The organism is Streptomyces inhibens, from assembly GCF_003389455.1.
Taxonomy (GTDB): domain Bacteria; phylum Actinomycetota; class Actinomycetes; order Streptomycetales; family Streptomycetaceae; genus Streptomyces; species Streptomyces inhibens.
This window is the reverse complement of sequence record NZ_QUAC01000176.1, coordinates 1-19,337: the sequence shown is the minus strand read 5'-3', so window position 1 is coordinate 19,337 and position 19,337 is coordinate 1. Positions and strand designations below refer to the sequence as shown.

General features: G+C 71.3%; 14 protein-coding genes. 5 read left to right on the top strand and 9 right to left on the bottom strand.

The features are described 5' to 3' along the window. Positions 1 to 256: 256 nt before the first annotated feature. The 5 genes from ffh to nsdA form a co-directional block, all read right to left on the bottom strand. Entirely contained in the window at positions 257 to 1,807 is a 1,551-nt protein-coding gene (gene ffh / locus DY245_RS22190; RefSeq protein WP_128509000.1) for a signal recognition particle protein, read from the bottom strand. A 96-nt stretch (positions 1,808 to 1,903) separates the two neighbouring features. Further along, entirely contained in the window at positions 1,904 to 4,402 is a 2,499-nt protein-coding gene (locus tag DY245_RS22185; RefSeq protein WP_128508999.1) for a [protein-PII] uridylyltransferase, read from the bottom strand. A gap of 194 nt (positions 4,403 to 4,596) precedes the next feature. Further along, positions 4,597 to 4,935, bottom strand: a complete 339-nt coding sequence (locus DY245_RS22180; protein WP_128508998.1) for a P-II family nitrogen regulator — start codon at positions 4,933 to 4,935, stop codon at positions 4,597 to 4,599. Next, positions 4,932 to 6,272 carry an ammonium transporter gene (locus tag DY245_RS22175; RefSeq protein WP_128508997.1) on the bottom strand — a complete coding sequence of 447 codons (1,341 nt, stop codon included), beginning with the start codon at positions 6,270 to 6,272 and terminating at the stop codon, positions 4,932 to 4,934. Before DY245_RS22175 ends, DY245_RS22180 begins: the two co-directional genes overlap by 4 nt. Positions 6,273 to 6,660: 388 nt before the next feature. Beyond that, positions 6,661 to 8,133, bottom strand: a complete 1,473-nt coding sequence (gene nsdA / locus DY245_RS22170) for a transcriptional repressor NsdA (protein ID WP_128508996.1) — start codon at positions 8,131 to 8,133, stop codon at positions 6,661 to 6,663. Positions 8,134 to 8,669: 536 nt separating this feature from the next. On the opposite strand from nsdA, the gene DY245_RS22165 reads away from it, so the two are divergent. After that, a complete protein-coding gene (locus DY245_RS22165) occupies positions 8,670 to 9,365 on the top strand; it encodes a bifunctional DNA primase/polymerase (protein WP_128508995.1) in 696 nt (231 codons plus the stop codon). A gap of 112 nt (positions 9,366 to 9,477) precedes the next feature. Here the strand turns inward: DY245_RS22165 and ftsY are convergent, their stop codons facing one another. Beyond that, positions 9,478 to 10,710: a signal recognition particle-docking protein FtsY gene (gene ftsY / locus DY245_RS22160; RefSeq protein WP_128508994.1), complete on the bottom strand. Its 1,233-nt coding sequence runs from the start codon at positions 10,708 to 10,710 to the stop codon at positions 9,478 to 9,480. A gap of 144 nt (positions 10,711 to 10,854) precedes the next feature. Here ftsY and DY245_RS22155 point away from each other — a divergent pair, with 144 nt between their 5' ends. From DY245_RS22155 to DY245_RS22145, 3 genes are all read left to right on the top strand, one after another. Continuing rightward, positions 10,855 to 12,087, top strand: coding sequence for an NAD(P)/FAD-dependent oxidoreductase (locus DY245_RS22155; protein ID WP_128508993.1), 1,233 nt, complete (start codon positions 10,855 to 10,857; stop codon positions 12,085 to 12,087). A gap of 224 nt (positions 12,088 to 12,311) precedes the next feature. Then, complete coding sequence (locus DY245_RS22150) at positions 12,312 to 13,793, top strand: purine-cytosine permease family protein (RefSeq protein WP_128508992.1); 1,482 nt, start codon at positions 12,312 to 12,314, stop codon at positions 13,791 to 13,793. Between the two features lie 100 nt (positions 13,794 to 13,893). Continuing rightward, entirely contained in the window at positions 13,894 to 14,898 is a 1,005-nt protein-coding gene (locus tag DY245_RS22145) for an LLM class flavin-dependent oxidoreductase (RefSeq protein WP_128508991.1), read from the top strand. A 17-nt stretch (positions 14,899 to 14,915) separates the two neighbouring features. Here DY245_RS22145 and DY245_RS22140 read toward each other — a convergent pair whose 3' ends face one another. Next, positions 14,916 to 15,239: a cupin domain-containing protein gene (locus tag DY245_RS22140; protein WP_244943192.1), complete on the bottom strand. Its 324-nt coding sequence runs from the start codon at positions 15,237 to 15,239 to the stop codon at positions 14,916 to 14,918. Positions 15,240 to 15,408: 169 nt separating this feature from the next. Between DY245_RS22140 and DY245_RS22135 the strand changes: the two genes are divergently transcribed. Next, positions 15,409 to 16,509, top strand: coding sequence for a GlxA family transcriptional regulator (locus tag DY245_RS22135; RefSeq protein WP_128508990.1), 1,101 nt, complete (start codon positions 15,409 to 15,411; stop codon positions 16,507 to 16,509). Positions 16,510 to 16,553: 44 nt separating this feature from the next. Here the strand turns inward: DY245_RS22135 and DY245_RS22130 are convergent, their stop codons facing one another. Beyond that, entirely contained in the window at positions 16,554 to 17,972 is a 1,419-nt protein-coding gene (locus DY245_RS22130; RefSeq protein WP_128508989.1) for a sugar porter family MFS transporter, read from the bottom strand. 276 nt (positions 17,973 to 18,248) lie between these two features. Further along, positions 18,249 to 19,337: AAA family ATPase (locus DY245_RS22125; RefSeq protein WP_147318361.1), on the bottom strand; the 1,089-nt coding region annotated here is incomplete at its 5' end.

Genomic DNA, 19,337 nt, shown 5'->3' with positions numbered 1-19,337 from the left:
GGCAGGAGACCCCATTCGGGGGGGTGGGCGGGTGCAGACGGGCAGGAGACCCCACTCGGGGGGCGTGGGCGGGTCCAGACGGCAGGAGACCCCACTCGGGGGGCGTGGGCGGGTCCAGACGGCAGGAGACCCCACTCGGGGGGCGTGGGCGGGTGTGGACGGCAGGAGACCCCACTCGGGGGTAGGCGGGCGTAGACAGCAGGAGCCCCCGGCCACACCGTGGTGGCCAGGGGCTCACGAACCGGAGCTCGGTGGCTCAGCCCATGAACTTCTTGAATTCCTCGGGGAGTTCGAAGTTCTGCGGGGCCTCGTTGCCCTGCGGCAGGCCCAGCGGGTTGCCGGCCTGGGCGGCCTCGCGGCGGGCCGCCGCGGCCTCTTCCTCGGCCTTGCGCTTCATCGGGTTGCCGCTCTTGCGCTTGCCCTTGGCCTGCTTGACCTGCTTCTTCTTCCGGGCGGCGCCGCCACCCATGCCCGGCATCCCGGGCATGCCCGGCATCCCGCCGCCCTGAGCCATCTTCGACATCATCTTGCGGGCCTCGAAGAACCGCTCGACGAGGTTCTTGACCATGGAGACATCGACGCCGGAGCCCTTGGCGATACGGGCACGGCGCGAGCCGTTGATGATCGTCGGCTCCTGGCGCTCGGCCGGGGTCATCGACTTGATGATGGCGGCGGTGCGGTCCACCTCGCGCTCGTCGAGGTTGTTGATCTGCTCCTTCATCTGCCCCATGCCGGGCAGCATGCCGAGCAGCTTGGAGATGGAGCCCATCTTGCGGACCTGCTCCATCTGGGCCAGGAAGTCGTCGAGCGTGAACTCCTTGGGGCCCTTCGCCAGCTTGGCCGCCATCTTCTCGGCCTCGGCCTGGCTGAAGGTCTGCTCGGCCTTCTCGATGAGCGACAGCATGTCGCCCATGCCCAGGATGCGGGACGCCATGCGGTCCGGGTGGAACGCGTCGAAGTCGTCCAGCTTCTCGCCGTTGGAGGCGAACATGATCTGCTTGCCGGTGACATGCGCGATGGAGAGCGCGGCACCACCGCGGGCGTCACCGTCGAGCTTGGAGAGCACCACACCGTCGAAGCCGACGCCGTCGCGGAACGCCTCGGCCGTGTTGACCGCGTCCTGACCGATCATCGCGTCGACGATGAAGAGGATCTCGTCGGGGCTGACCGCGTCGCGGATGTCCGCGGCCTGCTGCATCAGCTCCTGGTCGATGCCCAGGCGGCCGGCGGTGTCGACGATGACGACGTCGTGCTGCTTGCCGCGGGCGTACTCGATGGAGCCCTTGGCGACCTGGACCGGGTCGCCGGTGCCGTTGCCCGGCTCCGGCGCGTAGATCGCCACGCCGGCGCGTTCGGCGACGACGGCGAGCTGGTTGACGGCGTTGGGGCGCTGGAGGTCACAGGCGACCAGCAGCGGGGCGTGGCCCTGCGCCTTGAGCCAGCGGCCGAGCTTTCCGGCGAGGGTGGTCTTACCGGCACCCTGGAGACCGGCCAGCATGATCACGGTCGGTGGAGTCTTGGCGAACCGCAGACGGCGGGTCTCGCCGCCGAGGATGCCGACGAGCTCCTCGTTGACGATCTTGATGACCTGCTGGGCGGGGTTCAGCGCCTGCGAGACCTCGCTGCCGCTCGCGCGCTCCTTGACCTGCTTGATGAAGGCGCGGACGACGGGCAGGGCGACATCCGCTTCGAGCAGCGCGATGCGGATCTCGCGCGCCGTGGCGTCGATGTCCGCCTCGCTCAGGCGGCCCTTGCCCCGGAGGTTTTTGAAAGTACTCGCCAAGCGGTCGGAAAGCGTATCGAACACGGCGGTCGTCGATCCTCGGGGTCGGGGGCGGGGTCCAGTCGGCTTCTAGGGTATCCGGCCACGCAAGCGAACCGTTCCTGGCCTGTTCCCGGGCGTCTACTGAAGCGCGGCCTGCACGGCCGCCGCAACCCCCTGGGCCGCCCCGTCCGCCAGGGGCGCGCCGTCCGTCCCCGTGACATAGAACGCATCCACCGCGTTCGCGCCCAGCGTGCTGATGTGCGCGCTGCGGACGGCGACGCCGGCGGTCTCCAGGGCGCGGCCGATGCGGTGCAGCAGGCCGTGTGCGTCCTGGGCGCGGACCTCGATGACGGTGGCGGTGCGGGAGCTGCCGCCGGCGACGGTGACACGCGGTGGCGGGGCCAGTACGACGCGGGAGCGGCGGGCGTAGGCGCGTTCCCGCTCGGCGAGCCGGGCCGGGATGTCGAGGGAGCCGTCCAGGGCGCGGACCAGGTCGACGCGGAGCCGGTCGGCGTCCGGCAGCGAGCCGTATTCGGCGGCCACCCGCCAGCTCAGCAGCAGGACCGGACCGTCGCCGATCGGATCGAGGAGCAGCAGGTCGGCGGCGCGGACGGTGAGCCGGTGCAGGGCCAGCACACCGGCCGCTGCGGGCAGCACGCCCGGCTGGTCGGGGACGGCGATGAGCAGCTCGACACCGACCGGTTCCTGGGCGGGCGCTTCGCCGGCGTCCTCGGTGGCGGGTTCGGTGCGGGCGCGCAGGGCCAGGACCGGGCCGCCGGTGCGCCCGGCCTCGATCGCCAGCCGCTCCTGCTCCGCGGTCGGCTCGTCCGCGCCGCGTACGTCCTCCTCGGGCTCGCCGGCGAGCCGCGCGGCGACCCGTTTGACCAGGTCGGCGACGAGCCCGCCGCGCCAGGTGCTCCAGGCTGCGGGCCCGGTGGCCAGCGCGTCGGCCTCGGTCAGGGCGTGCAGCAGCTCCAGGGTGCCGGTGCCGCCGACCGCGTCGGCGACCGCCCCGACGGTCGCGGGGTCGTCCAGATCGCGCCGGGTGGCGGTTTCGATGAGCAGCAGGTGGTGGCGTACGAGGGTGGCGATCACCGTGGTGTCGCGGGCGTCGAAGCCGAGTTTGCCCGCCACGTCGCGGGCGATGGTCTCACCGGCCGTCGAGTGGTCGCCGGGCCAGCCCTTGCCGATGTCGTGCAGCAGGGCGGCGACCAGCAGCAGGTCGGGGCGGTGCACCCGGCGGGTCAGCGCGGAGGCCCGGACGGCGGTCTCGACGAGGTGGCGGTCGACGGTCCAGGTGTGGACGGGGTTGCGCTGCGGGCGGCAGCGGACGCGCTCCCAGTCGGGCAGCAGCCGCGTGATGATGCCTTCGGCCTCCAGCGCCTCCCATACGGGCACGGTGTGCGCGCCCGCGCCCAGGAGCGTCACCAGCTGCTCGCGGGCCTCGGCGGGCCACGGCACGGGCAGCGGGCGGGTGGCGTAGGCGGTGGCGCAGCGGCGGATCGCGTGGGTGGCCAGCGGCAGTCCGGCCTGGGCGGCGGCGGCCGCGGCGCGCAGCACCAAGGCCGGGTCCCGCTCGGGGCGTGCGGTGCGGGCCAGTACCGCCTCGCCGTCGAGTTCGACGACGCCCTCGGCGAGCGGTGAGCGCTCCCCCCTGCCTGCCGTACGGCCGTTCAGCAGTCCGCGCAGCATGGGTTTGACGGAGCGGGCGCGCAGTACCCGGCCGACCTCGCGCCAGGTGACATCGGCCGCGTAGGAGATGGTGCGGGCGGATTCGTAGGTCTGCCGCAGCAGTGCGTCCGCGTCCAGCATGCCGAGGGCCTCGGCGACCTGGTCCTGCTCCTGGAGGGAGAGCCGGTCGGTGGCGCGGCCGGTGGTCAGGTGGAGCGCGTCGCGGGTGTCGAGCAGTCGGGTGCGGGCGGCTTCCAGGCCGCCGCGCGGAGCGTCGGCGAGCCAGGAGGCGGCGACCGCCCGGAGCGCGGTGGCGTCCCGCAGTCCGCCCCTGGCCTCCTTGAGGTCGGGTTCGAGGAGGTATTGCAGTTCGCCCTGCCGCTCGGCGCGCTCCTGGCACATGTCGTGGAGTTCGGGCAGCCGTTTGGGGGCGGTCTCGCGCCAGTCGGCGTACACGGTGGTGCGCAGCGTGGCGGTCAGTTCGGGGTCACCGGCCAGGTGGCGGGCGTCGAGCAGGCCGAGCTGCACCTTGAGGTCCTCGCGGGCCGCCTTGCGGGCCTGGGGCGGGGTGCGTACGGAGTGGTCGAGGTCCAGGCCGAGGTCCCAGACGGGGTACCAGAGGTGGTCGGCGAGCGCGGCGAGGGCGCCGGCGTCGGCGCGGCCGTCGTGCAGCAGCAGGAGGTCGAGGTCGCTGCGCGGGGAGAGCTCTCCGCGGCCGTAGCCGCCGACGGCGACCAGGGCGGTGCCGGACAGGCCGGCGGCGCTCGCGTGCCGCTTCAGCAGGCCGGCCAGCCAGTCGTCGGTCAGCCGGGCGAGGGCCGCGCGGCGGTCGGGTCCGGAGGGCTCCTCGTCCTGGAGGAGCCGCAGCCGGGCCGCGGGGTAGCCGCCTTCGAGGGCGGGCCCGGACGCGCTCGCCGGTCCCGGTGCTCCGGCCGGTCCTGCCGTTTCCTCGACGCTCTCGGTCAACTCGCGCGCTCCTTGGTCGTGTTGTCCCCCGCCGTCACCGTCGTCCTCGTACGACCCGTCCCCCTGCGGGCCGTCCCCCGCGCCGCGGTCCGCACGATCAGTCTGTGCCGCCGCGGGCCGTGCGGCTATCCGCCGCTCGGGCGGCCGCTCCGGCGCCGGCCCCGACGGGGACCGGAGCCGGAACCGCCGGCCGGCTACAGCGCGTCCGGCCCTCGCTCGCCGGTCCGCACCCGTACCGCGTCGTCGACGGGGATGCTCCACACCTTCCCGTCGCCGATCTTGCCGGTGCGGGCCGCCTTGACGACGACGTCCATCAGTTCCTCGGCGTCCGCGTCCTCGACCAGCACCTCGATGCGGATCTTCGGCACCAGGTCGACGGTGTACTCGGCGCCGCGGTACACCTCCGTGTGCCCGCGCTGCCTGCCGTAGCCGCTGGCTTCGGTGATGGTCAGTCCGTGCACACCGAAGGTCTGCAGGGCGTCCTTCACCTCGTCCAGCCGGTGCGGCTTGATTACTGCCGTGATGAGCTTCACGCGTCCACCTTCTTTGTCAGGGCCTCGCCGAGTGCCGGTCCCTTGCGGGCCGCGGTGCCGCCGCCCGCGCCGGTGAAGTCGTAGGCGGTCTCCGCGTGCGCGGCCTGGTCGATGCCGGAGATCTCCTCGTCCTCGCTGACCCGGAAGCCCATCACCACGTCGATGACCTTGGCAAGGACGTAGCTGACGACCAGGGAGTACAGCAGCACACAGACCACACCGACGGCCTGCTTGCCGAGCTGTTCCCAGCCGCCCCCGTAGAACAGGCCCTTGGCCTTGCTCTGCACACCGCCGGTGGCGAACAGGCCGATCAGCAGCGACCCGGCGACACCGCCGACGAGGTGGACTCCGATCACATCGAGGGAGTCGTCGTAGCCGAGCTTGTACTTCAGGTTGACGGCCATCGCGCAGAGCACACCGGCGATCACACCGACCGCGATGGCGCCCAGCGGGCTGACCGCGCCGCAGGCCGGGGTGATCGCGACGAGTCCGGCGACCGCGCCGGAGGCCGCGCCGAGCGTGGTGAACGAGCCGTGCCGGAGCTTTTCGTAGGCCAGCCAGCCGAGCATCGCGGCGGCGGTGGCGACCTGGGTGTTGACGAAGGCGACCGCGCCGATGCCGTCGTCGTTGCCGAGCCAGGAGCCGGCGTTGAAGCCGAACCAGCCGAACCACAGCAGTCCGGCGCCGAGCATCACCAGGGGCAGGCTGTGCGGCCGCATCGGGTCCTTCTTGAAGCCGATGCGCTTGCCGACGACCAGGATCACGCCGAGGGCCGCGGCACCGGCGTTGATGTGCACGGCCGTGCCGCCCGCGAAGTCGATGACGCCCAGCTTGAAGAGCCAGCCTCCGTCGGCCCACACCCAGTGGGCGACGGGGAAGTAGACGACGGTGACCCACAGGGCGATGAACAGCGCCCAGGCGGTGAACTTCACCCGGTCCGCGAGCGCACCGCTGATCAGCGCGGGCGTGATGATCGCGAACATCAGCTGGAAGACCGCGAAGACATAGATCGGGATGGTGGTGGCGCCCCACAGCTCGGTCAGGCCGATACCGCTGAGGCCGGCGAAGGTGCCGTTCCAGCCGATGAAACCGCCTCTGTCGGTGCCGAACGCGAGCCCGAATCCGTACAGGACCCACAGGATCGTGACGATGCCGAGGCTGATGAAGCTCATCATCAGCATGTTGAGCACGCTCTTGACCCGGACCATGCCGCCGTAGAAGAAGGCGAGCCCGGGGGTCATGACCATCACCAGTGCGGAGCAGATCAGCATGAACCCGGTGTTCGCCGGGCTCAGTGTCACTTTGTCTGCTGCAAGCGTCAGGATGCCTGGGGGCATCGGCGTCTCCTCGTCGTCGATGCGGCCCGTGCGGGCGTGTTTCTGGTGGGCCGACTCGCGATGAGGTTGTCGCAGCGTGGTTTCGGCCAAACCTTGCCGGTGTTTCACCGCAGTGACGAAGACACCATGAGTGTTACGCCCTGGTGAACTCCGAGATCAGCGGACACCCCACCCGTTCAGCCCACGAAAACCCCCACCGCCCGCCCACCGTCCCCCCACCGCAACCATCAATTGAGCAACCCCCACGGCGACCAACCACCTCCGCGAAAGCGGCGCCGGTTTAGGCGCAAAGGGGGGCCCGGCCACGGCCGCCGTCCGCATGACCTGGCAGGGGGGAGCCGAGTCGGGCTGTACGGGGCGGCGGCCGTGGCCGGTGTTCTTGGGGCCGTCAGACGGCCTGCGCGGATTCCGGCAGCTGCCGGGCGAGCTCGTCGCTGAGCCGGATGACCTCGGCGACACCGCCGAATTCCCGGGCGGCGGTGTCCACGGTCTTGCGCAGCCGGGTGTTGACCCGCTCCGAGCGGACCTGCCGGGCGAACGGGATGGCCTGCTGCGCCATCTCCGCGCAGGCCTCCGGCTCCTTCTGGAGCAGTCGTACGGTGGCCATCCCGATCAGGTTGAGCGCATACGAACGCTGATGCTCGGGGTCCTTGCGGAACAGCTCCACGGCGCGCTCCATGACGGGCTCGGCGAGCGAGGCGTAGGTGGGGCTGCGGCCGGCGACATAGGCCAGGTCGCGGTAGGAGTGGGCGTTCTCGGCGTTCAGCTCGGCCTCGGAGAAGAAGCGGATCCAGTCTGGTTCGGGCTCGCCGGGCGTGACGTCGGAGAAGGTGTCCTCGGCCATCCGGACGGCCCGCTTGACCTTGCTGGGCTGGCCCATCCCGGCGTAGGCGCGGGCCTCCATCGCATACAACATGGCCTGGGTGCGCGGGGTGGACGTGTCCCGGCTGCCGTACTGGGCGAGGTGGATCAGCTCCAGCGCGTCGTCCGGCCGGCTGAGGTGGATCATCTGCCGGCTCATGCTGGAGAGGATGTACGAGCCCAGGGGGCGGTCGCCGGCCTCCTTGGAGGCGTGCAGCGCCAGCACGAAGTACTTCTGCGCGGTGGGCTGCAGTCCGATGTCGTAGCTCATCCAGCCGGCGAGCTCGGCGAGCTCGGCGGCGACCTTGAAGAGCCGCTTGGCGACCGGCGCGGGCTGTGGCTCCTGGAGGAGGTCGGTGACCTCGTGGAGCTGGCCGACCACCGCCTTGCGCCGGAGTCCGCCGCCGCACTGCGCGTCCCACTGGCGGAACATCGCGGTCGTCGCCTCCAGGAGGTCCAGCTCCGGCTTGGACAGCCGTGCGTGCCGCTTGGTGCGGTCGGGCTCCTCGGGGCCGGCGGGGGCCGCGGGTACCGGCACCAGCCAGCGCTGCATCGGTTCGATGAGGCTGGGTCCGGCGGCGAGTGCGAGGGAGGTGCCGAGGAATCCGCGGCGGGCCAGCATCAGGTCGCTGCGGGAGAACTCGCTGATGAGGCCGACGGTTTGGGCCCCGGCCCAGGGCAGGTCGACGCCGGAGACGGACGGGGACTGGTGGGCGGAGCGCAGCCCCAGTTCCTCGATGCCGACGACGCAGCCGAAGCGTTCGGAGAACAGCTCGGACAGGATCCGGGGAATGGGCTCGCGCGGCTGCTCGCCGTCGAGCCAGCGGCGTACGCGGGAGGTGTCGGTGCTGATGTGATGGGCGCCCATCTGGCGCGCCTGGCGGTTGACCTGTCGCGCCAGCTCGCCCTTGGACCAGCCGCTGCGCATGAACCACGAACCCAGTTGTGCGTTGGGTTGTTTGACAGCGTCGGTGCCGCCCGTGCCGCCATTGCCGCCCACTGGAAGCTCCCATCCCGATAGCTGCCTTGGTGCCTGGTGCCTCGTGCTTGGTGCGAACCACCCACAGGTTGCAGCACGTTGCGACGCCTGTCCGGGGTACATCTACCCGATCACGGATTCCGCCCACACCTTTTGGCCTGTGGTCAACCGGTGCGTTGCCATCGGCATACCCGTGCGAAGGGTGCCTCTCCGGGGTTCGTGCACTGAAAGTAATCCTACGATCACGCCCCTCGCGAGGGCGATCGGGGAAACGCCACCATTCGCCACCCCTTCGAATGAACTCCCCGGCCGGCTCTCGCGATTGACTTGACACAGGTCGAGCAGGAACGNTCCCCGGCCGGCTCTCGCGATTGACTTGACACAGGTCGAGCAGGAACGGGCGGAGCGAAGCGCGCGAGGGCTCGCACGGCCCACCGCACCACCCGGCACACCACGTCGCACCACCGGCACCGCGGGTCGTGGACGGAGCGTGAAGAAGACCCGTCGTCAACCCGCCGACTCGTAACCACTGACACGCACCACCCGTTGGAGGGGGCATGGGCTTCACGATCGGCGGCATCCGGGAGATGCGTTCCAGCTCCCGGCGTCGCGCCCGCTCGACCGAGATCACGGCGGTGGCGGAGTACACGGGGCTGTGGGGCTGGGATGTCGCCCCCGGCGCCCGGGCGGTGCGCACCGGCAGCCGTACGGACTGCTCGTGCGGCGCCGCCGACTGCCCCTCCCCCGGCGCGCACCCCCTGGCGTTAGGCGAAGAGCTGGCGGCCGGCGCCACACTGGAGAAGGCCGCCGCGGCCTGGGCGGAGACCCCGGGCGCCGCCCTCCTGCTCCCGGTGGGCCGGTCGTTCGACATCCTCGACGTGCCGGAGGCGGCGGGCCGCAACGCCCTGGCGCGGCTGGAGCGGATGGGTCTGCCGCTCGGCCCGGTCGCGGTGACCCCGACGGGCCGCGCGCTGTTCTTCGTCGCCCCGGGCGCCGCCGCCGGACTCCCCGATCTGCTCTACCGGATGGGCTGGGACGACGCCGCACTCGACCTGCGCCCCCTGGGCGCCGGCGACCACATCACCGCGCCCCCCTCCGACTTCGGCGGCCACGGCCCGATGCGCTGGCTGCGCCCCCCGACGCTGGACACCGCCGACCGCCCGCCGCAGGCCCGGCTGCTGCTGGGCACCCTGGCGTACACCTCGCTACGGCTGAACCGCCGCCGCTCCGGCGGAGGGAACCACTCTCTGTAGAGGTTGCCCGGTTGCTGGTCGCCGGATACGAGAAGGGCCCCGCCGCAGGGGAGCGGAGGGGCCCTTCCGTGATCGTGCTCCGGCGCCGGTTCCGGCGCAGGGGGGCACGCGGTCAGTCGCCGATCAGCGCGTCGACGAACGCCTCCGGCTCGAACGGCGCCAGGTCGTCCGCGCCCTCGCCCAGGCCGACCAGCTTGACCGGTACGCCGAGCTCGCGCTGGACGGCGACGATGATGCCGCCCTTGGCGGTGCCGTCGAGCTTGGTGAGCACCACGCCGGTGATGTCCACGACCTCGGCGAACACCCGCGCCTGCACCAGGCCGTTCTGGCCGGTGGTGGCGTCCAGGACGAGGAGCACCTCGCCGACCGGGCCGTGTTTCTCGACGACCCGCTTGACCTTGCCGAGCTCGTCCATCAGACCGGTCTTGGTGTGCAGCCGGCCGGCGGTGTCGATCAGGACGACATCGGCGGACTCGGCGATACCTTCCTTCACCGCGTCGAAGGCGATCGAGGCCGGGTCGCCGCCCTCGGGCCCGCGGACCGTACGGGCGCCGACCCGCTCGCCCCAGGTCTGGAGCTGGTCGGCGGCCGCGGCGCGGAAGGTGTCGGCGGCGCCGAGGACCACGGACTTGCCGTCGGCGACCAGGACACGGGCGAGCTTGCCGGTGGTGGTGGTCTTGCCGGTGCCGTTGACGCCGACGACCAGGACGACGCCGGGGATCTCGTCGCCGCCGTTGCCGATGCCGTTGGCGGTGTGCACGGTGCGGTCGGCTTCCGTGCCGATCAGCGCGAGGAGCTCCTCGCGCAGCAGTGCGCGCAGATCCTCGGGGGTGCGGGTGCCGAGGACGCGGACCCGCTCGCGCAGCCGGTCGACCAGCTCCTGGGTGGGGGCGACGCCGACGTCGGCGGTCAGCAGGGTGTCCTCGATCTCCTCCCAGGTCTCCTCGTCGAGGCGTTCGCGGGAGAGCAGGGTCAGCAGACCCTTGCCGAGGGTGTTCTGCGAGCGGGAGAGCCGGGCGCGCAGCCGGACGAGCCGTCCGGCGGTGGGCTCGGGGACCTCGATCGCGGGCGCGACCGGCGCCTCGGGCTCGGCTGCCGGTGCCTCGGCCTCGGGGGCCTCGGCGGTGGGCAGCGTGACTTCTTCGATGGTGCGACGCTCTTCGTCGCGGGGGGTCTCGGCCTCCTCGCCGACATGCGGTTCGGCAGGGGGCGCGGTGACGGAGGGCTTGGGGGCAGCCGGCGGGGACGGCGGCAGCTGCTTCTTCTTGCGGCCGCTGACGACGAGCCCGCTGATCGCGCCGAGCACGACCACGGCGATGAGTACAGCAAGGATGACGATTTCCATAACCCCTCCAGTATCAGCCACGCCCCACCCGTGGGGACTGCACGCGCCGATTCTGGATTGACCGTATCCAGAATCAATCTGGATGTGTAGCATCCGGATTCACTCCCCGGGACCGGCCCGTGGAGCATTACGAGGGGAATCCGGATGTTTGATGTCCTGGTTTTGGGCGGCGGTTTCGCCGGACTGTGGAGCGCCGCCGCGGCGACCCGGCTGCTGCGCGCGCACGAGACCGGGCCCGCCGCTCACTCTGTGGCGCTGCTCACCCCACACCCGGATCTGGTCCTGCGGCCACGCCTCTACCAGGCCGACCCGGCCCGGCTGCGGGTGCCGCTCGACCGAGTGCTGGGCCCCGTCGGCGTACGGCGGGTCGCCGCCACCGCGACCGCCGTGGACACCGCCCGGCGCCGGGTGACCGCCACCGCGGCCGATGGCAGCCGCACCGAGGTGGCGTACCGGCGCCTGGTGCTCGCCACCGGGAGCGCGGTGGTGCGCCCCGAGCTGCCCGGCGCCGCGCTGCTGCACGACATCGACACCCTGCCGGCCGCGGTGCGGCTGGAGGAGCATCTGCGGGCGCTGCCCGAGGCGCCGGACGGGCCCGGCCGCTGGACCGCGGTGGTGGTCGGCGCCGGGTTCACCGGACTGGAGATCGCCACCGAGCTGGTCGGGCGGCTGCGCGCGACGGCGGCCCCGTACGGCGCCGCGGACGAGGTGCGGGTGGTGCTGGTCGAGCGCGCGGAGGTGATCGGCGCGGGGCTGGGCGCGGCGGCCCGCCCGGTGATCACCAGGGCGCTGGACGAGCTGGGCATCGAGCGCCGCCCCGGCACCACGGTCACCGGCCTGGACGAGCGCGCGGTGCGCCTCTCCGACGGCAGCGCCCTGCCCGCCCGTACGGCCGTGTGGACCGCGGGGATGCGGGCGAGCGCGCTGACCGCGCAGATCCCCGCGCCCCGGGACGCAATGGGGCGGCTCGCCGTGGACGCCGGGCTGCGGGTGCGCGGCGTCGCGGGCGTCTACGCGGCCGGGGACACCGCGGCGGCCGCGGCCGAGGGCGGCCGCACCGTTCTGCAGAGCTGCCAGCACGCCACCCCGCTCGGCAAGGTGGCCGGCCACAACGCGGCCGCCGATCTGCTCGGCCTGCCGCCGGTGGACTTCGCATCCGATCCGTACTCGACCTGTCTCGATCTCGGCGCGGCCGGCGCGGTGGCCACGAGCGGCTGGGACCGGACGCTGCGCGAGGGGCCGGAGGGCTTCGCCAAGGAGCTCAAGCGGGCCATCAACGAGACATGGATCTCCCCGCCGCTCGATGACCCGCGCGAGCTGCTGCGGCAGGCCGACCACCGCGTCAGCCAGCGCCGGCCCGCACCCTCCCCTGCCTGATCAGAGAGGTACGACTGGACCCTTCGACGAGTGTGGGTGACACTCGTCCTCGTCGAGGGGTCCAACGGTGCGTAAAGGCAGAAGTTGGATCAAAGTACGATGGTGGACGGCCGCGCAACGCGCGTAGAGTCCTGGCAGCAAAATTCAGGCCAGGCACCACAGCCGCTGCCTGCACCTCCTCCCCCGGGGGTGCCTCCAGATCCCCGCTCGGAGATACCTGCACCATGGGCACCACGTCCCCTTCCACGCCCGAAACCGAAGGCGCCGTCGAGACCCGCGGCATCGAACCCGTTCCCGACAACGAACGGCAGGGCCGCGTCCGCGAGCTCTTCCCGACCTGGGTCGCCGCCAACATCAGCGTGCTGTTGCTCACCATGGGCGCCTCGCTCGTGGTCAACAACGGACTGAACTTCTGGCAGGTCCTGCTGGTGGCCGCGATCGCCGCGGCCGTCGCCTTCGGCATGGTGGGTGTGCTGTCGGTCTCCGGCAAGTGGGGCGGCGCGCCCGGCGCGATGCTCTCCCGGGCCGCCTTCGGCGTCCGCGGCAACTACTTCCCCGGCGCGATCCTGTGGGTCGCCCGCTTCGGCTGGGAGACGATCAACGCGGTCACCGGCGCGTATGCGGTGCTGACCGTGCTGCATCTGCTGTTCGGCATCGAGAGCAACAACGCCCTGATCGTGGTCACCCTGCTCGCGTTCGTGGCCGTCACGTATCTGGTGAGCGGTCTGGGCCGCAAGGCGCTGAACATCTGCAACAAGTACTCGACGTATCTGTTCGGGCTGTTCAGCATCATGGTGCTGATCTACCTGGTCGCCACGATGGACTGGCACGCGATCTTCGCCAAGAAGGCCGGCACCACCGCGATGGTCATCGCGGGTATCGGCACCATCGCGGCCGGCGGCATCAGCTGGGTGCCCACCGGCCCCGACTTCGCGCGCTACCTCCCGCACTCCGCGTCCGGCAAGAAGATCGTCGGTACGACCGTCTCCGGTGCGGCCCTGGTGCTGCTCCCGATGGTGCTGATGGGCGGCGTGATGGCCGTCTCCGACCCGAAGCTGGCCGGCCAGAACACCGACCCGATGTCGTTCCTCGGCAACAGCCTGCCGGGCTGGCTCGCGGTGCCGTACCTGATCACGGCGCTGGTCGGCATGGTGCTGATCAACAGCCTGTCGATGTACTCCGCGGGCTTCACCGCCCAGACCATGGGCGTCAAGCTCCCGCGCGCCCTGGCGGTCAGCATCAATGCCGTCATCAGCCTGGTCGGCGGTCTGTTCATGATGCTGGTGGCCAAGGACTTCATCGGCCAGTTCATCGCCTTCCTGACGCTGCTCGCGGTCTCCTTCTCCGCCTGGATCGGCGTCTACGGCATCGACATGGCGCGACGGCGCAAGCTGGCGGTGCGCTACGACGCCGACGGCCTGATGAACACCGGCCGCACCAGCCGCTACTGGTACGTCGGCGGCTTCTGCTGGCAGGCCATGACCGCCTGGGGCGTCGCGCTCGCCGCGGGCCTGTGCTTCACCAAGGTCCAGTGGTTCACCGGTCCGCTGGCCACCACCTGGATCGGCGAGAACGGCCTGGGCTGGGCAGCCACGATCGCGATCGCCGCGGTGGTCTTCGCCGTACTGCCGACGCCCAGGGAGTCCGTCCCGGCGGCCGGGGCCGAGCAGGCGGCCGAGGACCGGCAGCCCGTCGAGGTGGGCTGAGCCGGCACCGGTCCGGGGGCCCGGGTCCCCCTCTAGCGACCTGACGCAACGTCAGCTAACGTCCCCTTCGCCAACCACCTTGGCGAAGGGGACGTTTGCCATGTCTGCCCTGCCTGCCCTGCCGGTCACGGTCGTGCGCTTCAACCTCGTCGACCCCGCGCCCACACCCGCCACGCTGTCCGCGCGCTACCGGGCCGCCGTCGAGATGGCGGCGTTCGCCGACGACCGCGGCCTGACCATGGTCCAGACCGAGGAGCACCACGCCACCACCAACGGCTGGATCCCCTCCCCGCTCACCTTCGCGGGCGCCGTCTTCGGCGCCACCCGCCGCATCGGCGTCACCGTCTCCGCGCTGATCACCCCGCTGCACGACCCGCTGCGGCTGGCCGAGGACATCGCCTCGCTCGATCTCCTCAGCGGCGGCCGGCTGGTGACCGTCGCGGGCATCGGCTACCGGCCCGAGGAGTACGCGGCACACGGCAAGGACTGGCCGGGCCGCGGCACGCTCCAGGACGAGGTGCTGGAGACCCTGCTGTCCGCCTGGACCGGCGAACCGTTCACCTACCGGGGCCGTACGGTCCAGGTCACCCCGCGCCCGTACACCCGACCGCACCCGCTGCTGCTGATCGGCGGCAGCTCCCGGGCCGCGGCCCGGCGCGCCGCCCGCCTGGGGCTCCCCCTCTTCCCCAGCGCCCACCTCCCCGAACTGGAGGCCTACTACCACGAACGGCGCGCCGCCTTCGGCACCGAGGGCTGGGTGGTGCAGCCGCCCGAGCGGACCTCCTTGCTCCATGTCTCCGAGGACCCGGACCGCACCTGGGCCGAGTACGGCGGCCATCTGCTGTACGAGGCCCGGACGTACGCCTCCTGGCAGTCCGCCGGCATCCGCTCCGCGGTGCGTTCGGCGGCACAGGACGTCGAGGCACTGCGCGCCGAGGGCGTCTACCGCATCGTCACCCCCGACGAGTGCCTCCGGATCGCCCAGGAGGCGGGCGCCCAGGGCTCGTTGATCCTGCATCCGCTGTGCGGCGGGATGCCGGTCGACGAGGGCTGGCGCTCGCTGCATCTGTTCGCCGAGCGGGTGCTGCCCCGCTTCAAGGACTGACGCCCGGCGGGCGGGGCTCAGCCTTCGGGATAGAAGACGAACAGGCTGCAGCCCGCCGCCGACTGGGGTACGTGCCAGGAGCCGGCCGGCGCATGGATGAAGGACCCCGCCGGATGGTCACGCTCCCCGTCGTTGAAGGTGCCCGAGACCACGAAGACCTCCTCGGGCCCCGGTTCGTGCACATCGATGCCTTCCCAGCAGCTGCCCGGGGCCATCTCCAGGACCTGGGCCTTGGCTCCGTTGTCGCCGGTCCACAGCGGCCGGCTCCGGATGCCGGGGAACAGCTCCCTGACCGGGGCGTCGGCCACCGCGATCCCTACGTAGCCCGGGGTGCCGCCCACGCCCCCGGCGGCCCGTCCGTCCCTTGCCGTGTCCGTGCTCGTGCTTGCGTCCGTGGTCATGTCCGTGCCCGCGCTTCTGGTCGTGTCCGTCTCGCTCATGTCTCCACCCTGGCCGAGCGCGGCACACTCCCCCAGCGTCAGAAATGACGTCCTGAGGTACTTTTCTGCCATGGCCGGACCGCCGCGGCAGGCACCGCCGCAGGACCCCCCGCACCGCGTGGTGGCACTGGTGCGCCCGCCCCAGTCGACCTTCGAACTCGGCTGCGTCGCCGAGGTCTTCGGCACCCGGCGCCCTGGCCTGCCGGTCCGCTACGACTTCCGGGTGTGTACGCCGCACCCCGGGCCCGTACGGACGACGGCGGGCTACGACATGCTGGTGACCGCGGGCCTGTCCGCACTGGAAAGCGCGGACACCGTCGTCATCCCGGGCTGGACGCCGGCCGATGAGCCGCTCGCGCCCGCCGTCCGTCAGGCGCTGCGACGGGCCCATGCCCGGGGCGCCCGGCTGGTGAGCATCTGTTCCGGCGCCTTCGCCCTGGCACAGACCGGGCTGCTCGACGGCCGCCGGGCGACCACCCACTGGTATCTGGCCGCCTCCCTGGCGGAGCGTTACCCCCGCGTCGAGGTGGACCCCGCGGTGCTGTACATCGACCACGGCGACCTCGCGACCAGCGCCGGGGCGGCGGCCGGTGTCGATCTGTGTCTGCATCTCGTACGCAGCGACCATGGCGCGGCCCATGCCGCGCGGATCGCCCGGCACATGGTCATGCCGCCGCATCGCGAAGGGGGTCAGACCCAGTACGCGGCCCCGCTCCCGGCGGACCGGATCGACCGCGCGCCCGCCATGGACCACTCGCTGGCCCCGCTGCTGGAGTGGGTGACCGGCCGGCTGCCCGAACCGGTCTCCGTCGAGGACATGGCCGGCCGGCTGGGGATCTCCGCGCGCACCCTCGCCCGCCGGTTCGCCGACCAGCTCGGCACCAGCCCCGGCCGGTGGCTGCTGGACCGCCGGATCACCGCGGCCCGGACCCTGCTGGAGGAGACCGATCTGACCGTCGAGGCGATCGCGCTGCGCGTCGGTCTGTCCTCGGCGACCAACTTCCGCCGGCGCTTCCAGCAGGCGCTGCACACCACACCGGCGGCGTACCGGCGGGCGTTCCGCACGACGAGCGGGCGGTCCCGGAAGAGCCACGACACCGCGGGCACAAACGGCGGGACCACAGGCACGGACGCAGGCACAAAAAGGGGTACTGCCCGGGGTCCCTTATGACCCGGGGCAGTACCCAGTAGCGAGGAGAAGGACTGGCGGGGGGGTTAGCCCATCTCCTCCAACGCCTTGCCCTTCGTCTCCTTCACGAACTTCAGCACGAAGGGGATCGAGAGCAGGGCGAAGAATGTGTAGATGACGTACGTACCCGAGAGGTTCCAGTCGGACAGGCTCGGGAAGCTCGCCGTGATGGCCCAGTTGGCGATCCACTGCGCACAGGCGGCGACGCCCAGCGCGGCGGCGCGGATCTTGTTCGGGAACATCTCACCGAGGAAGACCCAGACCACGACGCCCCAGGAGAGGGCGAAGAAGAGCACGAAGACATGGGCGGCGATCAGGGCCACGGTGCCTTCGGTGGCCGGCAGGGTGCCGGCCGCGGTCTTGGCGGAGAAGGCCCAGGCCTCCAGCGCGAGGGCGACGGCCATACCGGCCGAGCCGATCAGCGCCAGCGGACGGCGGCCGATCCGGTCGACGAAGATCATCGCGATCACGGTACCGATGATGTTGATGATCGAGGTCGTGAAGCTGTAGAAGAACGAGCTGCTCGGGTCGATACCGACGGACTGCCACAGCGCCGACGAGTAGTAGAACGCGACGTTGATGCCGACCAGCTGCTGGAAGACCGACAGTCCGATACCGACCCAGACGATCGGCAGGAAGCCCATCCTGCTGCCGAGCAGGTCCTTGAACCTCGGCTTGTGCTCGCGGCGCATCCCCTCCTGGATCTCGGTGATCCGGGTGTCGAGGTTGACGGTGTGGCCCTCGACCTCGGTGAGCACCTCCTTGGCACGGGTGATCTTGCCGATGGAGATGAGGTAGCGCGGCGACTCGGGAATCGCGAAGGAGAGCAGACCGTAGAGGACGGCCGGGATGACCATCACGCCGAGCATCCACTGCCAGGCCTCCAGGCCGGCGATCGTGCCCCGCTGCTTGCCGTCCGCGAGGTTGAGGATGCCCCAGTTGACGAGCTGGGAGACGGCGATGCCGACGACGATCGCGGCCTGCTGGAACGAGCCGAGCCGGCCACGGTAGGCGGACGGCGAGACCTCGGCGATGTAGGCCGGGCCGATGACCGAGGCCATACCGATCGCGAAGCCGCCGATGACCCGCCAGAAGGCGAGGTCCCACAGGGCGAACGGCAGTGCGGAGCCGACGGCGCTGATGGTGAACAGCACCGAGGCGATCTGCATCACACGGATACGGCCTATGCGGTCCGCGATCCGGCCGGCGGTGGCGGCGCCGATGGCGCAGCCGATCAGCGCGACGGCGATCACCTGGGCAAGGAGGGCTGATCCGACGTCGTAGCGGCTACGGATCGCCTCGACGGCACCGTTGATCACGGAGCTGTCATAGCCGAAGAGAAAGCCGCCCATTGCGGCAGCCGCGGTGATGAAGATGACATGGCCGAGGTGGTCGGGATGGGCCTTGCGGCCTTCCGGAACCGTCGGCTGCGCGGTGCTGGTCAACGTGAACTCCAGTGGCCCGGCTGCGCTGCCGGGCGTCGGGGGCTGGCCCTTCTAGTGGTGCATAGGTTGGGGGTACCCACCACTTGAAGGTAAAAGCAACGTTGCAGAGACTATGCCTTCAAGTTTCGAAGTCAATAGGGCGTAATGAATTTGTTTCCCGGCCACCCTGAGGGACGTTCGTTCAAGTTGTGAACTGATGGTGTGTCGGGCACTCCACGCGATCATGCAAGCGCGATCGAGGGCGGCGCCCCCGGTCACCGCACGCGCCGGCGACGCTCAGTGCAGCCGCTGGCTGATCACCTTCGAGACGCCGTCACCCTGCATCGAGACCCCGTAGAGCGCGTCCGCGACCTCCATCGTGCGCTTCTGATGCGTGATCACGATCAGCTGGGAGCTCTCCTGCAGCTCCTCCATGATCCGGATCAGCCGCTGCAGATTGGTGTCGTCCAGCGCCGCCTCGACCTCGTCCATCACGTAGAACGGACTGGGCCGTGCCTTGAAAATCGAGACCAGCAGCGCCACCGCGGTCAGCGAGCGCTCACCGCCCGACAGCAGCGAGAGCCGCTTGACCTTCTTGCCCGGCGGGCGCGCCTCCACATCCACCCCGGTCGCCAGCATGTCGTCCGGGTCGGTCAGCACCAGCCGCCCCTCGCCCCCCGGGAAGAGCCGCGAGAAGACGCCCTCGAACTCCCGCGCGGTGTCGTGGTACGCCTCGGTGAAGACCTGCTCCACCCGCTCGTCGACCTCCTTGACCACCTGCATCAGATCGGCCCGGGTCTTCTTCAAGTCTTCAAGCTGCTCACTGAGGAACTGGTGGCGCTCCTCCAGCGCGGCGAACTCCTCCAGCGCCAGCGGGTTCACCTTCCCGAGCTGCTGATACGCCCGCTCGGCGGCCTTGAGCCGCTTCTCCTGCTCGGCCCGTACATAGGGCACCGGCTGGTTGCGCGGATGCTCCGGATCGTCGGGCAGCTCCTCGCCGTCGGCGGGCGGCGAGGGCGGTACGAGCTGATCGGGGCCGTACTCGGACATCAGCCCGGCCGGCTCCACCCCCAGCTCCTCCAGCGCCTTGGTCTCCAGCTGCTCGATCCGCAGCCGCTTCTCCGCGCCGAGCACCTCGCCGCGGTGCACCGAGTCCGTCAGCTTGTCCAGCTCGGACTTCAGCTCGCGGCCCTGGTTGCGCGCGGCCACCAGCGCCTGCTCCCGCTCGGCCTTGGCCCGCTCCGCGGCGCCCCGCTCCTCCTCGGCCCGTACGACCGACACCTCGACATGCGCCAGCAGCTGCCGCGCACCGGAGGCCACCGCCCCGGCGACCGCCGCCTCGTGCCGCAGCCGGGCGCGCCGCCGCTCGGCCCGCGCCCGCGCCTC

Bases quoted from the DNA above. Each gene is read 5' to 3' on its own strand.
- DY245_RS22175 (WP_128508997.1), bottom strand. From the start codon at position 6,272: ATGCCCCCAGGCATCCTGACGCTTGCAGCAGACAAAGTGACACTGAGC.
- DY245_RS22165 (WP_128508995.1), top strand. From the start codon at position 8,670: ATGGGCTTCACGATCGGCGGCATCCGGGAGATGCGTTCCAGCTCCCGG.
- ftsY (WP_128508994.1), bottom strand. From the start codon at position 10,710: ATGGAAATCGTCATCCTTGCTGTACTCATCGCCGTGGTCGTGCTCGGC.
- DY245_RS22155 (WP_128508993.1), top strand. From the start codon at position 10,855: ATGTTTGATGTCCTGGTTTTGGGCGGCGGTTTCGCCGGACTGTGGAGC.
- DY245_RS22150 (WP_128508992.1), top strand. From the start codon at position 12,312: ATGGGCACCACGTCCCCTTCCACGCCCGAAACCGAAGGCGCCGTCGAG.
- DY245_RS22145 (WP_128508991.1), top strand. From the start codon at position 13,894: ATGTCTGCCCTGCCTGCCCTGCCGGTCACGGTCGTGCGCTTCAACCTC.
- DY245_RS22135 (WP_128508990.1), top strand. From the start codon at position 15,409: ATGGCCGGACCGCCGCGGCAGGCACCGCCGCAGGACCCCCCGCACCGC.